Below are 16747 nucleotides of genomic sequence, written 5' to 3' on the forward strand. Positions count from 1 at the left end.
GTCGACAAGGCTTGGCGCAGAGCCCGAGATCCAGCCCCATAGGCAACCTGGCGACTGTGCCCCCCCCCTGCAACAGGCCTGCCTGCAGGTTGCGGTATATCCCATCACGGGCAGCGTTCATCCAAGGTTATCCGGTACTGTACTAAAAAGGTGTAGGAAGTCGTCAAAAGGGGCTTTCTTCGAAGCGAGACTCCTCTGTAGCCCTTGTGGGACGAGCTGGTAATCAGGAGTGGATTGGTTAACAATTTCACCTCTTTTTTCAGGGCGGGCAGTGACCGGCCCTCACGCCATTTGACAGGAAGTACCATGCTCAATGCACGAATTGTCTCACTGCTGCTGCTGACAGCCAGCCTCTGGAACGCGCCAACCTGGGCCACGACCTATCCCTTGCCACCGGCAGGCAGCCGTTTGATTGGCGAGCTGGAGGACTACATAGTCCAGCCGGACGAACACCTTGAACTGATCGGCAAGCACACCCAGATTGGTTTTTTGGCACTGCTCGAGGCAAATCCCGGGGTTGACCCCTATTTACCAAAACCGGGCACCCGCTTGACCCTGCCGACCCAGATGCTGCTGCCGGATGTGCCAAGAGAAGGCATTGTCATCAACCTGCCCGAACTGCGTCTCTACTACTTCCCCAAGGGAAAAAATGAGGTGATCGTCTTGCCCATCGGCATTGGCGACATAGGGCGGGAAACCCCTGAGATGACCACGACAGTGATCGCCAAGAATCCCAACCCGACCTGGGTACCCGGCCCCATGGTGCGCAAATCCTGGCTGGAGCAGAAGGGGATCACGCTGCCCGCGGTCGTACCGCCAGGCCCGGACAATCCCCTCGGCAAGTTCGCCATGCGCCTGGGTTACGGCAAGCAGGACTACCTCATTCACGGCACCAACAAGGAGTTTGGCGTCGGCCTGCGGGTCAGCGCGGGCTGTATTCGCCTGCGCCCCGATGATATCGAGGCCCTGTTCAACATAGTTCCCCTCGGCACTCAGGTACGGGTGATCAACCAGCCGGTCAAGACCGCCAGCGAGCCCGATGGCCGCCACTGGCTGGAGGTCCACTCCCCCCTCTCTCGCACCGAACTGGAGCTGGAGCAGGGCGCCCCCCTGATCCTCTCACCCGAGGTAGAGGCCTTTATCGCAGCGTCCGAGATCGACGGTGACAAGGTGGCTGCCGTGCTGAACAATAAGAACGGCATTCCACGCCCCGTCAGCGGCTAACGGCAACCCTGTGTTCATGAAGGACTTTCCATGAGATACCGCTTCTGGTGCTTGCTCTCCCTGTTGCTCAGCCCGATGGCGCTGGCCGACATCCTCTGGATGGACAACGGTGACCGGCTGACCGGCACCATAGAGGAGATCACGGATGAACAGGTACGCATAGCGCTGCCCTACAGCTCGCCGATGACGGTCAAGCGCAAGGCGGTCAAACGCTGGCGTATCGAGAAGCAGGACAAGCCAAGACCGACGGTGAAGACCGGCATTACCCTGCTCGCCCTCACGCCGGATGACAAGAAAGCCTGGCTGTGGACCGGCAGCAGCGACCTGAACGTGAAGCTGAAACACAACGACAAGCAGACCAACAACGTCAATCTGAAGGCCTCTACCGAAGTGGCCAACCTCGACTGGCGCTATACGCTGGATGGAGAGTACATCTACGAGACGGCCAACAACGTCACCAACAGCCATGAGTATCGGCTCAAACCCATGCTGGACTTCTTCTTCGACCAGAACTGGTTCGTGCGCTCCTCCATCGACTATGAATACCAGATGCTGGACCCCGAATACATGGATATGGGCTATGTGACCGGACCTGGTTACCGGTTCTGGAACGACAAGCGGCGACGGCTGGAGCTGATCAGCCAGGCCGGACTGGAGCGTTCCTACTTCCGGCCGGGTTATTGGGACGACTTCATCATCCCCGATATTTTCAACGACAGGATCATCAACTATCCCCTGATGGGCCTTGGTTGGGACTACCGCCAACCCGTTGCGCTCTGGTCGGAGCAACTGGAGCTGTTCAGCAAAGGCACCTACAAGCGCTATCTGGACCAGCCCTCACCCTACATCACCCGGGAGCAGGCCGTAAAAGGTAGCCTGGGGATGCGCTACTACTTCAACGATCACCTGCGCCTCTCCTGGTCGAGCGAGCTCGATTGGGAAGACTCCAGATTGGACTATCAAGGCGTTCAGACCCCCTTATCAGACAAAGAGTGGCGTCACCTGATAAGCCTGGGGGCCAGCTTCTAGTCAGCAGGACAAGCCATTCACGGGCGAATGGCTGAGCCACAAACAAGCACCATAACGCCATAAACAAAACAGGCTCACCGAGGTGAGCCTGTTTTGTTTCAATACGATTCATGCCACAGGGTGACGGCCGTCACGACATCAGAAGTAGATCCGGGTGACTGATTCAATGACGCAGCCGGGACGACGAATGCCTTCGATCTCGACCTTGATCTCCTTGAGCAGCTCAAGACCGCCCTTGATGGGGGTCACCCGCAGCAGCTTGGTGCGCGCGCGAATGTTGCTGTCCACTTTGATAGGATACGGGAAACGCACCTGGTCCAGCCCGAAGTTCACCACCATGCGGGCGTTCGGAAACTCGGGCGTCGCCTCGTTGATGCTGCCCGTCAGCCGTGGCAGCAGCGCCAGGGTCAGAAAACCATGGGCTATGGTGGTCTTGAACGGCGACTCGGCAGCGGCACGCTCGGGGTTGGTGTGGATCCACTGATTGTCACCGGTCACGGCGGCAAACTCATTGATCATCTGCTGGCTCACCAGCAGCCATTCACCCACGTGGGTCTCGGCGCCTATGCTGGGCTGCAGAGTGGCAAACAGGGCCGCAGCCTCACCATTGAGCTCAACCGCCGGCTCATCAGCCTGCAGAAGCTGGCCGTTGGCAACCTGCGCCGAGCCCGCTTGCCGCTGCACGGACTGGCTGTCAGCTTGCAGGTCCAGCACACGACCCAGCAGAGGGTGGAGGTGTGCCTTTTGCTGAAACTCACGCCAGTAGTCGCGGATCGCCGGAGAGAGCCAATCCTTGAGCTCAAAGGGGTGCTGCGCCAGAATTTCGCGCTTGCGCTTCAGAAAATCGACAACTTTCATCTACCGATCCCTATTCGATTCAAAGCCTGTAAAGAGGTCTAACCAGTCCTATTTTATGAAAGTTTCAACTGCAAGTGCAAAAAAATCTCAGCGTACAGCTGTACCACGGGCAGAAGTGGTCACTAACCTGTCGGCTGCAAGCCTGATGGCACAAGGGGAAAAACGATTGCTGTGGCCAGCGTCAGGCGGCCATGGGCGCCGCGCAGACAGGGGCCGAAACGGGGGGAATGCCATCCGAGTGCCTCTGTCTATACCCTGCCTGGCCCGTCAGGCGTCGTCACGCTGCGCCGGTTGCCACCACTGCCCGCAGGCGGTCTCATCCAGAAAACACCAGGCCAGGATCCGGCTTGTCTTGTTGCCCTGCGCCATGTCGATCACCCGCACCTGACTGGCCCCGACCTGGGCCAGCGCTTTCTTCGCGGCCGGCAGGTTCTCTTTTTTTGAGACCAGCGAACTGAACCAGAGGCACTGGCTGGCGAACTCCTTGCTCTGGACGATCATGGCGGCGAGAAACGCGGCCTCACCCCCCTCACACCAGAGCTCGGCCTTCTGGCCGCCGAAATTGAGCAGGGGCGCCCCCTTCACGGCTTTGCCGAGATTGCGCAGCTTGCGCTCGCTGCCCTTGCTCGCTTCTTCGAGCGAGCCATGGAACGGGGGGTTGCACAGGGTCAGGGCGAAGCGCTCCTGCGGGCTTATGATGCCGCGAAAGATGTGTTTGGCATTGCCCTGATGGCGGCACTCGACCTGTCCGCCCAGCCCGTTGCTCCTGGCCAGCAGGTTTGCCGCCTTGACCGAGACAGGATCGATATCGGATCCGACGAAGCGCCAGCCATATTCGCGCGCCCCCAGCAGCGGGTAGATGCAGTTCGCCCCCACGCCTATGTCCAGCACTCGTACCCCCTTGCCGGTCGGTACGCGTCCCGCACTCTCGGCCAGCAAATCCGCCACCCTGTGCAGGTAGTCCACCCGTCCCGGGATAGGCGGGCAGAGATAACCCGCCGGCAGATCCCAGTGCGCAATGCCGTAGTGCAGTGCCAGCAAGGCCTTGTTCAGCGCCTTGACGGCGGCAGGATCGGCAAAATCCAGGGTCTGAGTACCGTGCTCGTTGACGAATACCAAGGGCCGCAGCTCGGGGGTGCGCTGGCAGAGCGCATCGAAATCATAGGGAGCCTGATGGCGATTGCGTGGATGCAATCCGGATTTGCGGTCGAAGTGGGTCTTCATGCTGGGCCTGCCGAGGGAAAACGGGCCCACACTATAGTGATTTGGCCCCGGAAAGTCTAAATTGCGGCCACAAAAAACCGGGCTTCAGGAGCCCGGTTCAAGTGAGGTTGGAAAAACAGTCCGTACTGCGAGCCGTTTGTCCAGCCTGACTCAGATGTCGATCCGGCGTGCTTGCCAGAACTTGCTGCGCCAATAGGAGCTATCCAGCTTGGAGCGCGTCACCCCGGCACGGGTCGAGGCGTGGATGAATTCACCATTACCTACGTAGATACCGACATGATTGAGACGACGATTGATCTTGAAGAACACCAGGTCACCCTCGACCAGATCTTGCTTGGAAACACGAGTGCCTTCATGGACTTGGGAGCGGGTGTCACGGGGTAACTCGACACCGACGGCATTGCGGAACACTTCACGGGCAAAGGCGGAACAATCTATGCCTCGCTGGCTGCTGCCTCCCATGCGGTACGGGACGCCACGCCACTCTTTATATACTGTCAGGATTTCATTCACATCGGGTGTTTGCGAAGCTTCCGGTTCAATAATGGGTTCCATCATGGAAACTTCAATCTTACTCGCGACCTCGGGCTGGGGTGCCGAGGCACAACCCACCATTCCGAGCGCGACCAGCAGTAGCATCAGGTGGCGCAATCCTTTATCCCCGCAAAATAGTAAAACTTGTTAAAATACGGCCCAGAAGGGCAATTTATAAGGCAACAGCACCCGACTATATCCAAGAATTCTATCGAGGCAAGCGAAAATCCCTATCGACATCACATTTTTGCAAGGAAATGCAGTATTTTTCATGATTAATGTGATCATGCCCAAACAATATACAATCTCGAAAGCGACCGTCCTTGCTCGATCAAACTGACTTTTATCGCTGTTTCATCCCTCTTTTAAAGTGAAAAATTATGATCTCCGTGGATCTCTATTTGTTAAAACCGGCAAATATCAGCGCCGACCAGTTGGCTCTGCTGCCGGACGCACTCTCCCCGACAGAGCGGCAACAGTGGCAGGAGATCCACCATCCGGGACGCCGCCAGGAGTTCCTGCTCAGCCGTGTGCTGCTCAGGCGCCTGCTGGCCGATCGCCTGCAATGCCAGGCCAGCGAGCTGCTGTTTTGCACCAATCCCCATGGCAAACCCGAGCTGAGCGACCAGCGCTGGCAGTTCAACCTCAGCCACAGCGGTAACTGGCTGGTGATCGCACTCTGTGCCAGGGGGCCGCTTGGGGTGGATATAGAGCTGGGCCAGCGTCGCCGCCAGACCCTGCCACTGGCGAGACGCTTCTATGCAACCAGCGAGTACGAGTGGCTCGCCGCCCTGCCCGCAGAAGAGCAGGAAAGCGCCTTCTATCGGCTCTGGTCACGCAAGGAGGCAGTGTTGAAGGCCCACGGTGCCGGCATTGCCGCCGGGCTCGACAAGGTATGCTTTGTGCCGCAGCAGGCGTGGCGGCTCGACAACCGGCTCGATGAGCACGATTACCGGGTTCAGGATTGGCCCCTTGGCAGCGGCTGGCTCAGCCTCGCCGCCCCGACCCTGGCCGTCAACGGCTGGCTGCTGGATGACAACTTGAAATCCGCCCCCATCAACCCCATGTTAACTCACACCATTTTCCAAGAGTCAGCCTCATGATCGTCGACATCAATCCCCAGAATTTCCAAGCCGCACTGATCGATGCTTCCATGAAAAAGCCGGTCGTCATCTATTTCCACGCCCCCCAGATGCCAGAGTGTCAGGGCATGACCCCGCTGGTGGAGTCACTGGTTGGCCCGGCCAACCCCCAGGTGACCCTGGCCAGGGTCGACATGAACGATCCGCAGCTGCAACCGCTGGCCAGCCAGCTCGGCCTGCGTGCCCTGCCCGCCCTGGTACTCTTCCATCAGGGTCGCCCGGACGAGCAGGCCATTCTGGAAGGGCCGCAGGACGAAGCCACCCTGCGCCACTACTTTGCCGCCTTCGCTCCCAAGGAAGAGGAACTGCTGTTCGAGCAGGCACAGCAGGCGCTGGCAGACGGCCAGGCCGATGTGGCTTATGCCCATCTCACCAAGGCTCACCAGCTGGCTCCGGAGCGCCACGACATCAGCCTGTGGCTTATTCAGGCGGCGCTGGATCTCAATCTGCTGGACGAAGCGCAGGAGCGGCTCGGCAAGATCCCCATGATCGCGCAGGATGACCACTATCAGACCCTGAGCTCCCGGCTGGCGCTGGCACTGCAGGCCGCAGACAGCCCGGAACTGCGGGCGCTGGAGGCGCGTCACGAGCAGGATCCTGACAATTTCACCCTGACCCAGGAGCTGGCGGTGCAATACAACCAGGCGGGTCGACAGGAAGAGGCGCTGACCTTGCTGTTTACCATCCTCAAGCGCGACCTGGCTTTTGGCGATGCCAAGAAGACCTATCTCGACATCCTGACCACAATGGGAAGCAACCCGGCGGCACAAAGCTACCGTCGCAAGCTCTACAGCCTGCTCTACTGATCGATGCGGGAATGAAAGACGGGGTGATGCCGAGGGATCGGCATTGCCTTGCCGAGGTGGATTTCAGGGGCGGAAAGCGGGGAATTGACGAATTTCAGGCAAAAAAAAATGGCGCATGAATGCGCCATTTTTTCGCATGGATTACTTCTTGTAGGAAGTAGCCATGTTGTCGATGCGCTGGTTAGCACGCATAGCTTCTTGCTTGGCTTCTGCAACATCAGCAGCGATCTTGGATTGATCAGCACGAACTGCGCTAACATCTTGAGCCAGTTGGTCAACTTTGTTAGACAGATTCTGAACGGAGGTTTCCAGTTCGCTGGTGTTTGCACAACCGCCCAGCAGAGCGGACAGACCAACAACACCTACCAACAACAATTTTTTCATTTTTAAAAGCTCCCTTTAACTCGCCAGACGTTTAGCAAGCGGCGTGATTATGGCACAAAAGAATCATACTTTGGATAGGCCCCATCACAGATAAATGCATTAAAACCCTCATTTTTTTTTAGTTGCACACTTTATGTGCAAACTTTAAGCAAAAATGAGTGCCTCTGGATGAGGTTCGCACAGAGCGTAACCAAATTTTGGGCTTATTACAATTTCGTATGAGGCTCAGGCTGAACGTTCTGACAGCAATTGACGATATTGCACCAGATCTTCGATGGTCAGCACAGGCATCTGATGCAGGCGACCAAAGGCAACCAGGTCCGGCAGACGAGCCATGGAGCCATCTTCCTTGGTCAGTTCACACAAGACCCCGAACGGTTTGAGGCCGGCCAGCTGCATCAGATCGACCGTGGCTTCGGTATGGCCGCGGCGCGTCAGCACCCCGCCGGTACGAGCCCGCAACGGAAAGACATGGCCGGGGCGATGCAGATCGGACGGTTTGGCACCATCGGCGATGGCCGCACGAATGGTGGTGACGCGATCGGCCGCCGACACGCCCGTGGTTACCCCTTGCGCCGCCTCTATGGTGACTGTGAAGGCGGTCTGATAGTGGCTGGAGTTCGCCTCCACCATCATGGGCAACGCCAGCTGGCGAACGCGCTCGTCGGTCAGACAGAGGCAGACGATACCGGAGCACTCGCGGATCATCATGGCCATCTGTTCATTGGTCATGGATTGGGCGGCGAAGATGAGGTCGCCTTCGTTTTCCCGATCTTCATCGTCGGCCACCAATACGCCACGACCGGCCCGCAGGGCCGCCAACGCCGCTTCGACGCGCGCAAGGGGATCACCGAATTCACTGAGTAGAGACTGATTCATGGTAAGACTCCTAAACAAGACAAGGACCAGAATCAGGGCATGGAAAGGCAGACAGAGATAGGTATGCAGCGGCCAGCCCAAGGGGGGCCATGCCTGCAATATCTGTCTTATCCTCTTTCATCCGGACTATGACCGTCGGCTCCGGCATCTCACCGGATCTGCTGACCCCGACCTGGTTGCAAGGTCGGGCGCTCGCGGGCTCCCCGAGTCAGATCGGGATACCGCCGGTGGGGAATTTCACCCCGCCCTGAGAATAAGCGCAGACAGCCTAAAGAAAAAAAACGCAGGATACCAGCCCAAAACCCATCAAAGATGAATATGGAACCGACCGGTACCCGCCGCCAGCAACTTGGCTCACGCACGCACGGCGCACTGTCTTTTCTGATTTTGTTTATGGCATAGTGCCTGAAAAAACGCGCAGCCTGCGCAGACTCAGGCGCCAACACCACAAACGGAATCATGACAGAGATGGAAAAGAAAATACTGCTGACGGACTGTCCGGACGCCAAGGGCCTCATCGCCAAGATCACCAACATCTGCTACAAGCACCAGCTCAACATCAACAAGAACGACGAGTTCGTGGATCACGAAAACGGCCGCTTCTTCATGCGCACCGAGCTGGAGGGACGTTTCAACGACGAGACCCTGCTGGCGGATCTGGATGATGCCCTGCCCGCCGGTGCCCAGCGCCGTCTGGTCAAGGCCGGCAAGAAGCGCATCGTCATCCTGGTGACCAAGGAGACTCACTGCCTCGGCGACATCCTGATGAAGAACTACGCCGGCGCGCTGGACATGGACATAGTGGCGGTGATCGGCAACTACGACACGCTCGCAGAATTGACGGGCAAGTTCGACATCCCGTTCCACACCGTCAGTCACGAGGATCAGAGCCGCACCGAGCACGAAGAGCAGGTACGCGCCATCATAGACGGCTATCAGCCCGACTACGTGATCCTGGCCAAGTACATGCGGGTGCTGACGCCGAGCTTCGTCGAGGCCTATCCGCGCAAGATCCTCAACATACACCACTCCTTCCTTCCGGCCTTCATCGGTGCCCGTCCCTACCGCCAGGCGTTCGATCGCGGGGTCAAGCTGATCGGCGCCACCGCCCACTTCGTCACCGACGATCTGGATGAGGGCCCCATCGTCGAGCAGGACGTGATCCATGTCGGCCACGCCTTCAGTGCCGACGACATGGCAAGGGCCGGTCGCGACGTGGAGAAATCCGTGCTGAGCCGCGCGCTGGAGCTGGTGCTCAACGAGCGGGTGTTCGTCTACGGCAACAAGACGGTGGTGTTCAAGTAACCCGCCTGCGGCATCACGCCAGAAACAACAAAGGCTCCCACGGGAGCCTTTGTTGTTTCTGCACTGCCTGTTGTTGCACTTGGCTTACAGCGGCAGACCATTGATGGTCATGGCACCCTTGTCGAGCTTGAACTCGGCGGTCAGCTGGGCCTTGTCCGCCTTGAGGTAGCCCATGGCGGCAAACTGCTCCAGCATGGGGGCCAGTTGCGGCACTGCCTTGCCCAGCTGGCCGCTGAGGTTGGCGTGCAGCAGGCCGGACAGGGCGTGCATCCCCTCTTCACTGTTGAACAACTGCTCCAGCGAGGTGGCCGCCAGCTTGACGTCCCCCTTCATGGAGACGGGCTCGCCGTTGAGCTGGGCGCTCAAGTCCACCAGCTCCAGGGTCGCGCCGCGCTTGAGCAGCTTGTCCAGCGCCTGCTGGATGGCTTGATCTTCCACCCCTTGGCCGCTCGCGGCCTGCAGTGCCTGATAGCCTTCCAGATCCAGCCCTTTGAGATTCAGGGCCAGCTTGCTCTGGGTCAGCGCCAGGTTGTCGGTCTCGTTCTCCAGATTGAGGGTGTTCACCTTCATCTGATAGCTGCTGGAGAGGGTCTGGGCATCGTCCCCTGCCAGCTGGGTTTCCGTGGTCAGCCCCTGCAGTGACACCTTGACGCTGTCAGGCAGTTGCACCGACAGCGCCGAGAGGGTCATGTCGCTGCGAGGCGAGAGCCAGATACCGCTGATCTCGGCCATGTCGGCGCTGCCCTTGAGTTCGGCCAGCACCATGTCCATCTTGCTCTGCTCTTCGTGCAGCGTCATGCCCTGCCAATGGAAGGTGACGTGACCATTGCCTTCCAGATCGCCGTGATAGTCGCCCTTCATCGGCAGGAAGCTGAACTCGTCGAGCCCCTGCTTGACCTTGAATTCGTTGGCCCAGAAGCGGCTGCTGTTGCTGGCGGTCCAGAGGCTGCTGACCGACTCTATGCCAAATTGCCACTGCTCCAGCTTGAGCGCGCTGAACACAGGGGCCAGCGAGCCCTGTTTGGTGTCGAGCAGCATGTTGCTCTTGATATAGAGCGGCAGGATGCGGCTGTTGACGATGAACTGCGCCTCGACCGGCTCACTCCCTTCCAGCTGACCATCCAGGCTGGCCAGGGTCTGCGGCGTGACCACCACCTTCAGCACGCCATCGCGGGTGAACAGGTTGCTGGCACCCGGCTGCCAGGTCAGCTCGACGCCGCTCTCCTGCTTCACCTTGGCAATCTGCTCGGCCATGATGCGATCGAACGTATTGCCCGTGTGCCAGCAGGCACCCAGTCCACCCACTACCAGGGCCGCACCGACGGCCAGCGCTACTCGCTTCTTCATCTTTATATGATTCTCCAAAGGCTCATTGCCGCACTCTACGGGGCCATATCGGGGCTAGGCAAGTCCAATTCGGCGTCGGCCGCAAATATGTGATGTCACAGCAAGGGACTGAACAGATAGAAGATGTTCTCCGTCACCTTCTTGTACCAGGGGCGGGCGCGCCACTTGGCCAGCGACATGGGGGTCGCCTCTATCATGTAGCCCTGCACCAGCTGGGTCATCTCGGCGACAAACACAGGGTTGTCGATGAGCAGGGTCACCTCGAAGTTGAGCCAGAGGCTGCGTCTGTCCAGGTTCACAGTGCCCACCAGTGCGAAGTCGTCATCCACCAGCACGCTCTTGGTGTGCAGCAGACCGGCATCGTAGCGGTAGACCTCGACCCCGGCTTCCAGCAGCTCCTCCATGAAGGCGTTGCAGGCATGATTGGCCATCAGGGAGTCGTTGCGCGCCGGCAACACCAGTTGCACCTGCACCCCGCGCGCCGCCGCCGAGGAGAGCGCCGCCGCCAGCGGATCATCCGGCACGAAATAGGGGGTGGTCAGCACCAGATGGTGACGGGCCTGATAGATGGCCAGCAGCAGGCTCTGCTGGATGCAGTCACCGCCGACGAAGGGGCCGGACGGAATGAGCTGGGCCCGATAGTTGCTCTGGGGCCAGGCCTCTGGCTCATGCTGCAGGCTGTCGAGCAACCGCTCGCCGGTCTCCATCTCCCAATCCCAGACGAAGATGGACCACATCAGCGGCACCATGGGCCCCTGCACCCGGATCATGATGTCGACCCACTGGCCGACCCCGGCGTTCTGCTTGAAGAAGCGGGGATCCACCATGTTCATGGAGCCGGTGTAACCGACCCTGTCGTCGATCACCACCAGCTTGCGGTGCATGCGCAAGTCCTGGCGCTGGAACGGGATGCGCCAGGCGCCGACCGGCAACACCTCCACCAGCTTGACCCCGGCCTTGCGCAACTTCTTTGGCCAGGGCGAACGGAAGAAGGCCTTGCTGCCCATGGAATCGAGCAGCAGACGACAATCCACGCCGCGCGCCGCTACCTCCATCAGCGCTTCGCACACCTCGTCGGCATCGCCACCCGGATGCCAGATATAGAACTCCAGATAGCAGGACTGGGAGGATTGGCGGATGTCGCGCACTATCTCGCGCAAGATGGATTCCGGCCTGCTCAGCAGCGTCATCCGGTTGCCGGAGAGCATGGGCATGGCCAGCCGGCTCTGGATCAGATCGTGCAGCGGCTGAGCCTTCTCCCCCACCTCGCAGCAGTGCTGGGGGAAGAGACGGGCCAGCTGGCGGATCCAGATGGCGTAAGGGCGGTACATGGCCTGGGCCCGTTCGGCGCGCCGGCGGCCGAGCCGGATCTCGCCAAACAGCACGTAGAAGCCAACCCCGGCAAACGGGATGGCATAGATGAGGGCCAGCCAGGCCAGCGAGACACCGATGGGGCGCCGTTTCATCACCACCCGCAGGGAGACCCCCGTCACGATCACTGTGTGAAATAACAGCAGCAGCCAGCCGAGGAACTGGGAAAACAGCAGCTGGATGTCGTGCTCCAAGCCATTGATCAAGAGAACTCCTTGTACACCAGAGTGACATGCGGTGGGCAGATCCCACGGGGCCAGGATGGTATGCTGTAAAACACACCCATTCTATCAGGTCGTTAGCATGATCCTGCAATCTATGCTGCTGAGTCTGGCCATGCTAGGCCAAGGCTCATATGACATCAATGAGCAACAGATAAACCAGTACCTGCAATCCCAGGTACAAGTGAACAAACAGCTGGAGCTGCCCGGCATCATCAAGGCCCATGTGCAGCTCGAGCAGAGCGACGTCCAGATCGGGCGCCAGAGCCCGGATACCGCTCGCGTCTATGGCAAGGGCAAGCTGAAAATCGCCCTGCCGGATCAGACCGAATACGACGCGCGCCTGAACATGACCTACGAGGCCAGGCCGCGCTATGACAAGGCCCAGAGCGCCCTCTTCCTCGACAACATGAAATTGATTGAGTACAAGCTGGAGCCGGAAGCGGCGCAGCAGAAGTTCGGCTTCATGCTCGGCATGCTGCTGCAGAGCATGGAGAAACGGCTGGAGACCCAGCCTGTCTATCGCCTCAACGACAAGGACCCGAACCAGGCCTGGCTGAAAGAGAATCTGCTGGGGCTTGAGCTGTCACCGGGCAAGATCCACCTGCTGACCAAGCCCCAGTGAGCCGTCAGTTGTAGACGGGGGCCTTGGTCTGACGCACCAGCAGCTCGATCTGGTAACCCTGTTCGCGCTGCTGGTCATAGAGGGAGAAGAGCGGGCCATCCAGCTCGTGCAGGGGCAGGTCGGCAAAACCGGCCTTGAGGTAAAACGGCTTCTCGAACGGCAATGCCTGGCACACTACCGGCTTGTCCAGCAGATCGTTGCAGGCGTGCTGCAACAGACGGGAGCCCAGTCCCAGCGACTGGTAATGGGGCAGCAGGCGAAAGCCGCACAGGTGGTAATAATCCTGTTCGTCGCGCAGACGCACGGCGCCCACCAGCCAGTGAGCGTCGCGCACCACGAAGATACGCTCGGCCAGATCCGGCACGTAATGGGAGAAAGTGGTTTCGTAGTAGTCCCTGATCAGGGAAAGATCCGCATCACAGTACTCTTCGAAGGTGAGCTCCATCGCCCGCTTGCTAATCACACCCGTTCCATCCTTGGCCACTCGGCCCAGCCCTCAATATTCAGTTGCAGATCGGCAAGAGATCCGACCAGATTAGCCAGCAAGATATCACGCCTTTTAGTAACAAAAAAGCCAATAACAGCCCCTACTTGTTCACTTTTCAACAGGCAACCGGCCGCAGAAACCAGTGGCAATCCTATCACGCTATCCCCCGCACGGGCACTGCTTGCTCGATCCGCCGGATTTTACGACCAGGCCTCACTCACTCGTTAACAAGTGGCTGATTTAGCATCAGAAACTATTTATGTAAACATTTGTTAACAATTGACACGGGTCATCCACTGCAACAAAAAGCCTCATTCGAATAGCAATTCTGGCCTGTCACCCTATGGTGAAACCTTGGCATAGCATAGCGCTGTCGTTGCCTGAGCGGGATCACTCCCACGCTGACACCTCACCACTTTGCCAAGGAGATACCATGTTCAGACCCATACCTTCACTGCTGATGCTGGCCTTGCTCCCCACCGCCAGCTGGGCCGGCGACATTCACACACCGCTTGCTCCCTACCACTTCAGCCGACAGCAGCTCATCGCCAGCGACGCCGTCACTGTGCCGCTGGATGAGGCCCACTTCGTGTTTGGCGAGGCGGCCATGGCGTTCGATCTGCACGACTTCCTGCTGCAACAGGCGCCCCACCTGCTGCCCAAGGAGGAGGTGATCCTGCACTGGAGCGGCATCACCAGCCTCAACCCCCAGCTGCTGCTGGCCCTGATGGAGGCGAGCAGCCAGCTCATCTCGGCCCCCTCGGAACAGGCCATGGCGGCGCCATTCGCCCGGCGGGTCAAGGCCAGGGGCTTTGACAACCAGGTTGAATCGATGGCGCGCCAGCTCTCCGAGCGCTTCTATCAAGCCCAGGCCCAGTTGCGGCTGAGCCAGCGCAGCGCCCCCGCCCTGCCCCCGCTTGCCGCGCACCAGGCCGCCCTGGCCAGCCTGCTTGGCCCGCACGAGCGGCAGCAGTTGAGCGAGCAGTGGCAGACCCTGTTTGGCAAGGAGGCCATGATCTCGTCCAAGGCCCCTGCTGCAAGGCCGCCAGCCCGGCTGGCCGGTGGCCAGTTTCAGCTGCCCTGGCGCCAGGGCTACAGCTGGAAGGTGAACGGCGCCCACTCCCATAGCGGCTCGGGCTACCCCTACTCCTCCATCGACGTCTCCTACGACTGGCCGGGCTGGGGCGGCGCCACCTACACGGTCACCGCCGCCAACAGCGGCACAGTCACCGTCTTCTCCCGCTGCCAGGTGCGGGTCACGGCCCCCAACGGCTGGGCCACCAACTATTACCACATGAGCGGCATCTCGGTACGCAGCGGCGACTACGTGGCCGCCGACACCCCCATAGGCACCTATGCCAGCAACCGCAACGAGGCGCTGTGCGAGGGCGGTTCCTCCACAGGCCCGCACCTGCACTTCTCCCTGCTCTACAACGGGGTGTTCCAGTCCCTGCAGGGGCAGCGCCTGAGCAGCTATGCCGTCAACGTCGGCGCCAGCAACTACGACGACAACTGCAACCGTTTCTGGCTGCAAAACAGCCGCAACGGCCAGCGTTTCTGTGCCTGGCAGCCGCTCTACAACAACGGCCTCGACTGAGTTGCCGGCCAACCGCTGAAGTGATGGAAAAGTCAGTAATGACGGGGGCTAGACGGTTTTATGCAAGCCGTCACAGATCCGCACACTCCCCTTTGAAAATGCTCACAAAACAGTCAAAAGGAGATTGCCGGCCCGGCGGGCCGATGTGAGGCTCTGGGTGCCCACATGGGCACCCAAACAAGGACTGACAATAATGAAAAAAACAGCGGGAATCTGGGTGATCGCAGGCATGCTGATCGCCCCTCTGGCGCAAGCCGACGTCATACTGCACGCCTTCAACTGGAAATACAGTGAAGTCACCGCCAAGGCCGATCTCATCAAGGCCGCCGGCTACAAGCAGGTGCTCATCTCGCCGCCCCTCAAGTCGTCGGGCAACGAGTGGTGGGCACGCTATCAACCGCAGGATCTGCGCCTCATCGACACCCCCCTTGGCAACAAGCAGGATCTCGAGCAGCTGATCGCCGCCATGCAGGCGCGAGGCATAGCCGTCTATGCGGACGTGGTGCTCAACCACATGGCCAACGAGAGCTGGAAGCGCAGCGATCTCAACTACCCCGGCAGCGAGCTGCTCGGCCAGTATGCGGCCAACCCCGCCTACTTCGAGCGTCAGAAGCTGTTTGGCGATCTGGGCCAGAACTTGCTGGCGGGATCGGATTTTCACCCCGAAGGCTGCATCACCGACTGGAGCGATCCGGGCCACGTCCAGTACTGGCGCCTGTGCGGCGGCGCCGGTGACAAGGGGCTGCCGGATCTCGACCCCAACAACTGGGTGGTGAGCCAGCAACAGGCTTACCTGAAGGCGCTCAAGGGGATGGGGATCAAGGGCTTTCGGGTCGATGCGGTCAAGCACATGAGCGATTACCAGATCAACGCCGTGTTCACCCCCGAGATCAAACAGGGCGTGCAGGTGTTTGGCGAAGTGATCACCACCGGGGGCGCCGGCAGCACGGATTACGAACGCTTCCTCAAACCCTATCTCGACAGCAGCGGTCAGGGGGCCTATGACTTCCCGCTGTTTGCCTCCCTGCGCGGGGCGCTGGGCTATGGCGGCAGCATGAACCTGCTGGCGGATCCGGGTGCCTACGGTCAGGCCCTGCCGGGCAGCCGGGCCGTCACCTTCGCCATCACCCACGACATTCCCACCAACGACGGCTTTCGCTACCAGATCCTGAACCAGACTGACGAGAAGCTGGCCTATGCCTATCTGCTCGGCCGCGATGGCGGCTCGCCCCTGGTCTATTCCGATCACGGCGAGACCCAGGCCAAGGATGGGCTGCGCTGGCAGGATTATTACCAGCGCAGCGACCTCAAGGGGATGATCCGCTTCCACAATACGGTGCAGGGCCAGCCGATGCAGCTGGTCGGCAGCGGCGACTGCTTCGTGCTGTTCAAGCGCGGCAAGCTGGGGCTGGTCGGCATCAACAAGTGTGACTACGAGCAGGAGTACTGGCTCGATACCGCCAAGTTCGAGATGAACTGGTATCGCAACTACCGGGACGTGCTCGACAGCAGCGCCCTGATCAATGTGCAGAGCCAGTGGGTACGGGTCGCCATCCCCGCCCGCAGTGCCCGGCTCTGGCTGCAGGAATAAGGAAGAGACACCGGACGGGGGCCGCCACTGCGCGGCCCCTCTTTATTTGCCGGTTTATTTCGGGCGCTGCGCTCATCGGCAGCTTGTTCTGCAACCGCCATGATGCTTTACTCAACAAGGCTA

General features: G+C 59.8%; 16 protein-coding genes and 1 riboswitch. Of the genes, 8 read left to right on the forward strand and 8 right to left on the reverse strand.

Annotation, left to right across the window (positions count from 1 at the left end; translation table 11 throughout):
• Window positions 1-306 precede the first annotated feature (306 nt).
• Window positions 307-1224: a L,D-transpeptidase family protein gene (locus ACM3N8_RS05445; protein ID WP_416015608.1), complete on the forward strand. Its 918-nt coding sequence runs from the start codon at window positions 307-309 to the stop codon at window positions 1222-1224.
• A gap of 30 nt (window positions 1225-1254) precedes the next feature.
• Window positions 1255-2253: a DUF481 domain-containing protein gene (locus ACM3N8_RS05450; RefSeq protein WP_290063980.1), complete on the forward strand. Its 999-nt coding sequence runs from the start codon at window positions 1255-1257 to the stop codon at window positions 2251-2253.
• 138 nt (window positions 2254-2391) lie between these two features.
• Here ACM3N8_RS05450 and ACM3N8_RS05455 read toward each other — a convergent pair whose 3' ends face one another.
• From ACM3N8_RS05455 to ACM3N8_RS05465, 3 genes are all read right to left on the reverse strand, one after another.
• Window positions 2392-3111: a MaoC family dehydratase gene (locus ACM3N8_RS05455; RefSeq protein ID WP_416015610.1), complete on the reverse strand. Its 720-nt coding sequence runs from the start codon at window positions 3109-3111 to the stop codon at window positions 2392-2394.
• Window positions 3112-3378: 267 nt separating this feature from the next.
• Entirely contained in the window at window positions 3379-4335 is a 957-nt protein-coding gene (gene rlmF, locus ACM3N8_RS05460) for a 23S rRNA (adenine(1618)-N(6))-methyltransferase RlmF (RefSeq protein WP_274452376.1), read from the reverse strand.
• Between the two features lie 150 nt (window positions 4336-4485).
• Entirely contained in the window at window positions 4486-4974 is a 489-nt protein-coding gene (locus tag ACM3N8_RS05465) for a C40 family peptidase (protein ID WP_043554066.1), read from the reverse strand.
• A 275-nt stretch (window positions 4975-5249) separates the two neighbouring features.
• On the opposite strand from ACM3N8_RS05465, the gene ACM3N8_RS05470 reads away from it, so the two are divergent.
• Window positions 5250-5972: a 4'-phosphopantetheinyl transferase family protein gene (locus ACM3N8_RS05470; protein WP_274452377.1), complete on the forward strand. Its 723-nt coding sequence runs from the start codon at window positions 5250-5252 to the stop codon at window positions 5970-5972.
• Window positions 5969-6817, forward strand: a complete 849-nt coding sequence (locus ACM3N8_RS05475; protein ID WP_274452378.1) for a tetratricopeptide repeat protein — start codon at window positions 5969-5971, stop codon at window positions 6815-6817. The genes ACM3N8_RS05470 and ACM3N8_RS05475 overlap by 4 nt, the downstream gene beginning before the upstream one ends.
• Window positions 6818-6958: 141 nt before the next feature.
• On the opposite strand, the gene ACM3N8_RS05480 is transcribed toward ACM3N8_RS05475, so the two are convergent.
• Together ACM3N8_RS05480 and ribB are read right to left on the reverse strand one after the other, a co-directional pair.
• On the reverse strand, window positions 6959-7201 hold the full coding sequence (locus ACM3N8_RS05480; RefSeq protein ID WP_005334342.1) for an Lpp/OprI family alanine-zipper lipoprotein: 243 nt from the start codon (window positions 7199-7201) through the stop codon (window positions 6959-6961).
• A gap of 225 nt (window positions 7202-7426) precedes the next feature.
• On the reverse strand, window positions 7427-8080 hold the full coding sequence (gene ribB, locus ACM3N8_RS05485) for a 3,4-dihydroxy-2-butanone-4-phosphate synthase (protein ID WP_241324453.1): 654 nt from the start codon (window positions 8078-8080) through the stop codon (window positions 7427-7429).
• Between the two features lie 105 nt (window positions 8081-8185).
• Window positions 8186-8339: riboswitch (FMN riboswitch) on the reverse strand.
• A gap of 209 nt (window positions 8340-8548) precedes the next feature.
• Between ribB and purU the strand changes: the two genes are divergently transcribed.
• Window positions 8549-9385 (forward strand): formyltetrahydrofolate deformylase, encoded by an 837-nt coding sequence (purU, locus tag ACM3N8_RS05490; protein WP_416015613.1) that lies wholly within the window; start codon window positions 8549-8551, stop codon window positions 9383-9385.
• 84 nt (window positions 9386-9469) lie between these two features.
• On the opposite strand, the gene ACM3N8_RS05495 is transcribed toward purU, so the two are convergent.
• Window positions 9470-10732: a DUF945 family protein gene (locus ACM3N8_RS05495; protein ID WP_043134634.1), complete on the reverse strand. Its 1263-nt coding sequence runs from the start codon at window positions 10730-10732 to the stop codon at window positions 9470-9472.
• Window positions 10733-10827: 95 nt separating this feature from the next.
• Complete coding sequence (cls, locus tag ACM3N8_RS05500; protein WP_416015614.1) at window positions 10828-12309, reverse strand: cardiolipin synthase; 1482 nt, start codon at window positions 12307-12309, stop codon at window positions 10828-10830.
• A 97-nt stretch (window positions 12310-12406) separates the two neighbouring features.
• Here cls and ACM3N8_RS05505 point away from each other — a divergent pair, with 97 nt between their 5' ends.
• Window positions 12407-12949 (forward strand): DUF1439 domain-containing protein, encoded by a 543-nt coding sequence (locus tag ACM3N8_RS05505; RefSeq protein WP_026080151.1) that lies wholly within the window; start codon window positions 12407-12409, stop codon window positions 12947-12949.
• 4 nt (window positions 12950-12953) lie between these two features.
• Here the strand turns inward: ACM3N8_RS05505 and ACM3N8_RS05510 are convergent, their stop codons facing one another.
• Entirely contained in the window at window positions 12954-13394 is a 441-nt protein-coding gene (locus ACM3N8_RS05510; RefSeq protein WP_052449139.1) for a GNAT family N-acetyltransferase, read from the reverse strand.
• Between the two features lie 475 nt (window positions 13395-13869).
• Between ACM3N8_RS05510 and ACM3N8_RS05515 the strand changes: the two genes are divergently transcribed.
• Both ACM3N8_RS05515 and ACM3N8_RS05520 read left to right on the forward strand, forming a co-directional pair.
• Window positions 13870-15033, forward strand: coding sequence for a M23 family metallopeptidase (locus tag ACM3N8_RS05515; protein ID WP_416015616.1), 1164 nt, complete (start codon window positions 13870-13872; stop codon window positions 15031-15033).
• A gap of 193 nt (window positions 15034-15226) precedes the next feature.
• Window positions 15227-16624, forward strand: coding sequence for an alpha-amylase family protein (locus ACM3N8_RS05520; RefSeq protein ID WP_348686086.1), 1398 nt, complete (start codon window positions 15227-15229; stop codon window positions 16622-16624).
• The last annotated feature ends 123 nt before the right edge of the window (window positions 16625-16747 follow it).

Source organism: Aeromonas sp. A04 (genome assembly GCF_047780465.1).
Classification (GTDB): domain Bacteria; phylum Pseudomonadota; class Gammaproteobacteria; order Enterobacterales; family Aeromonadaceae; genus Aeromonas; species Aeromonas bestiarum.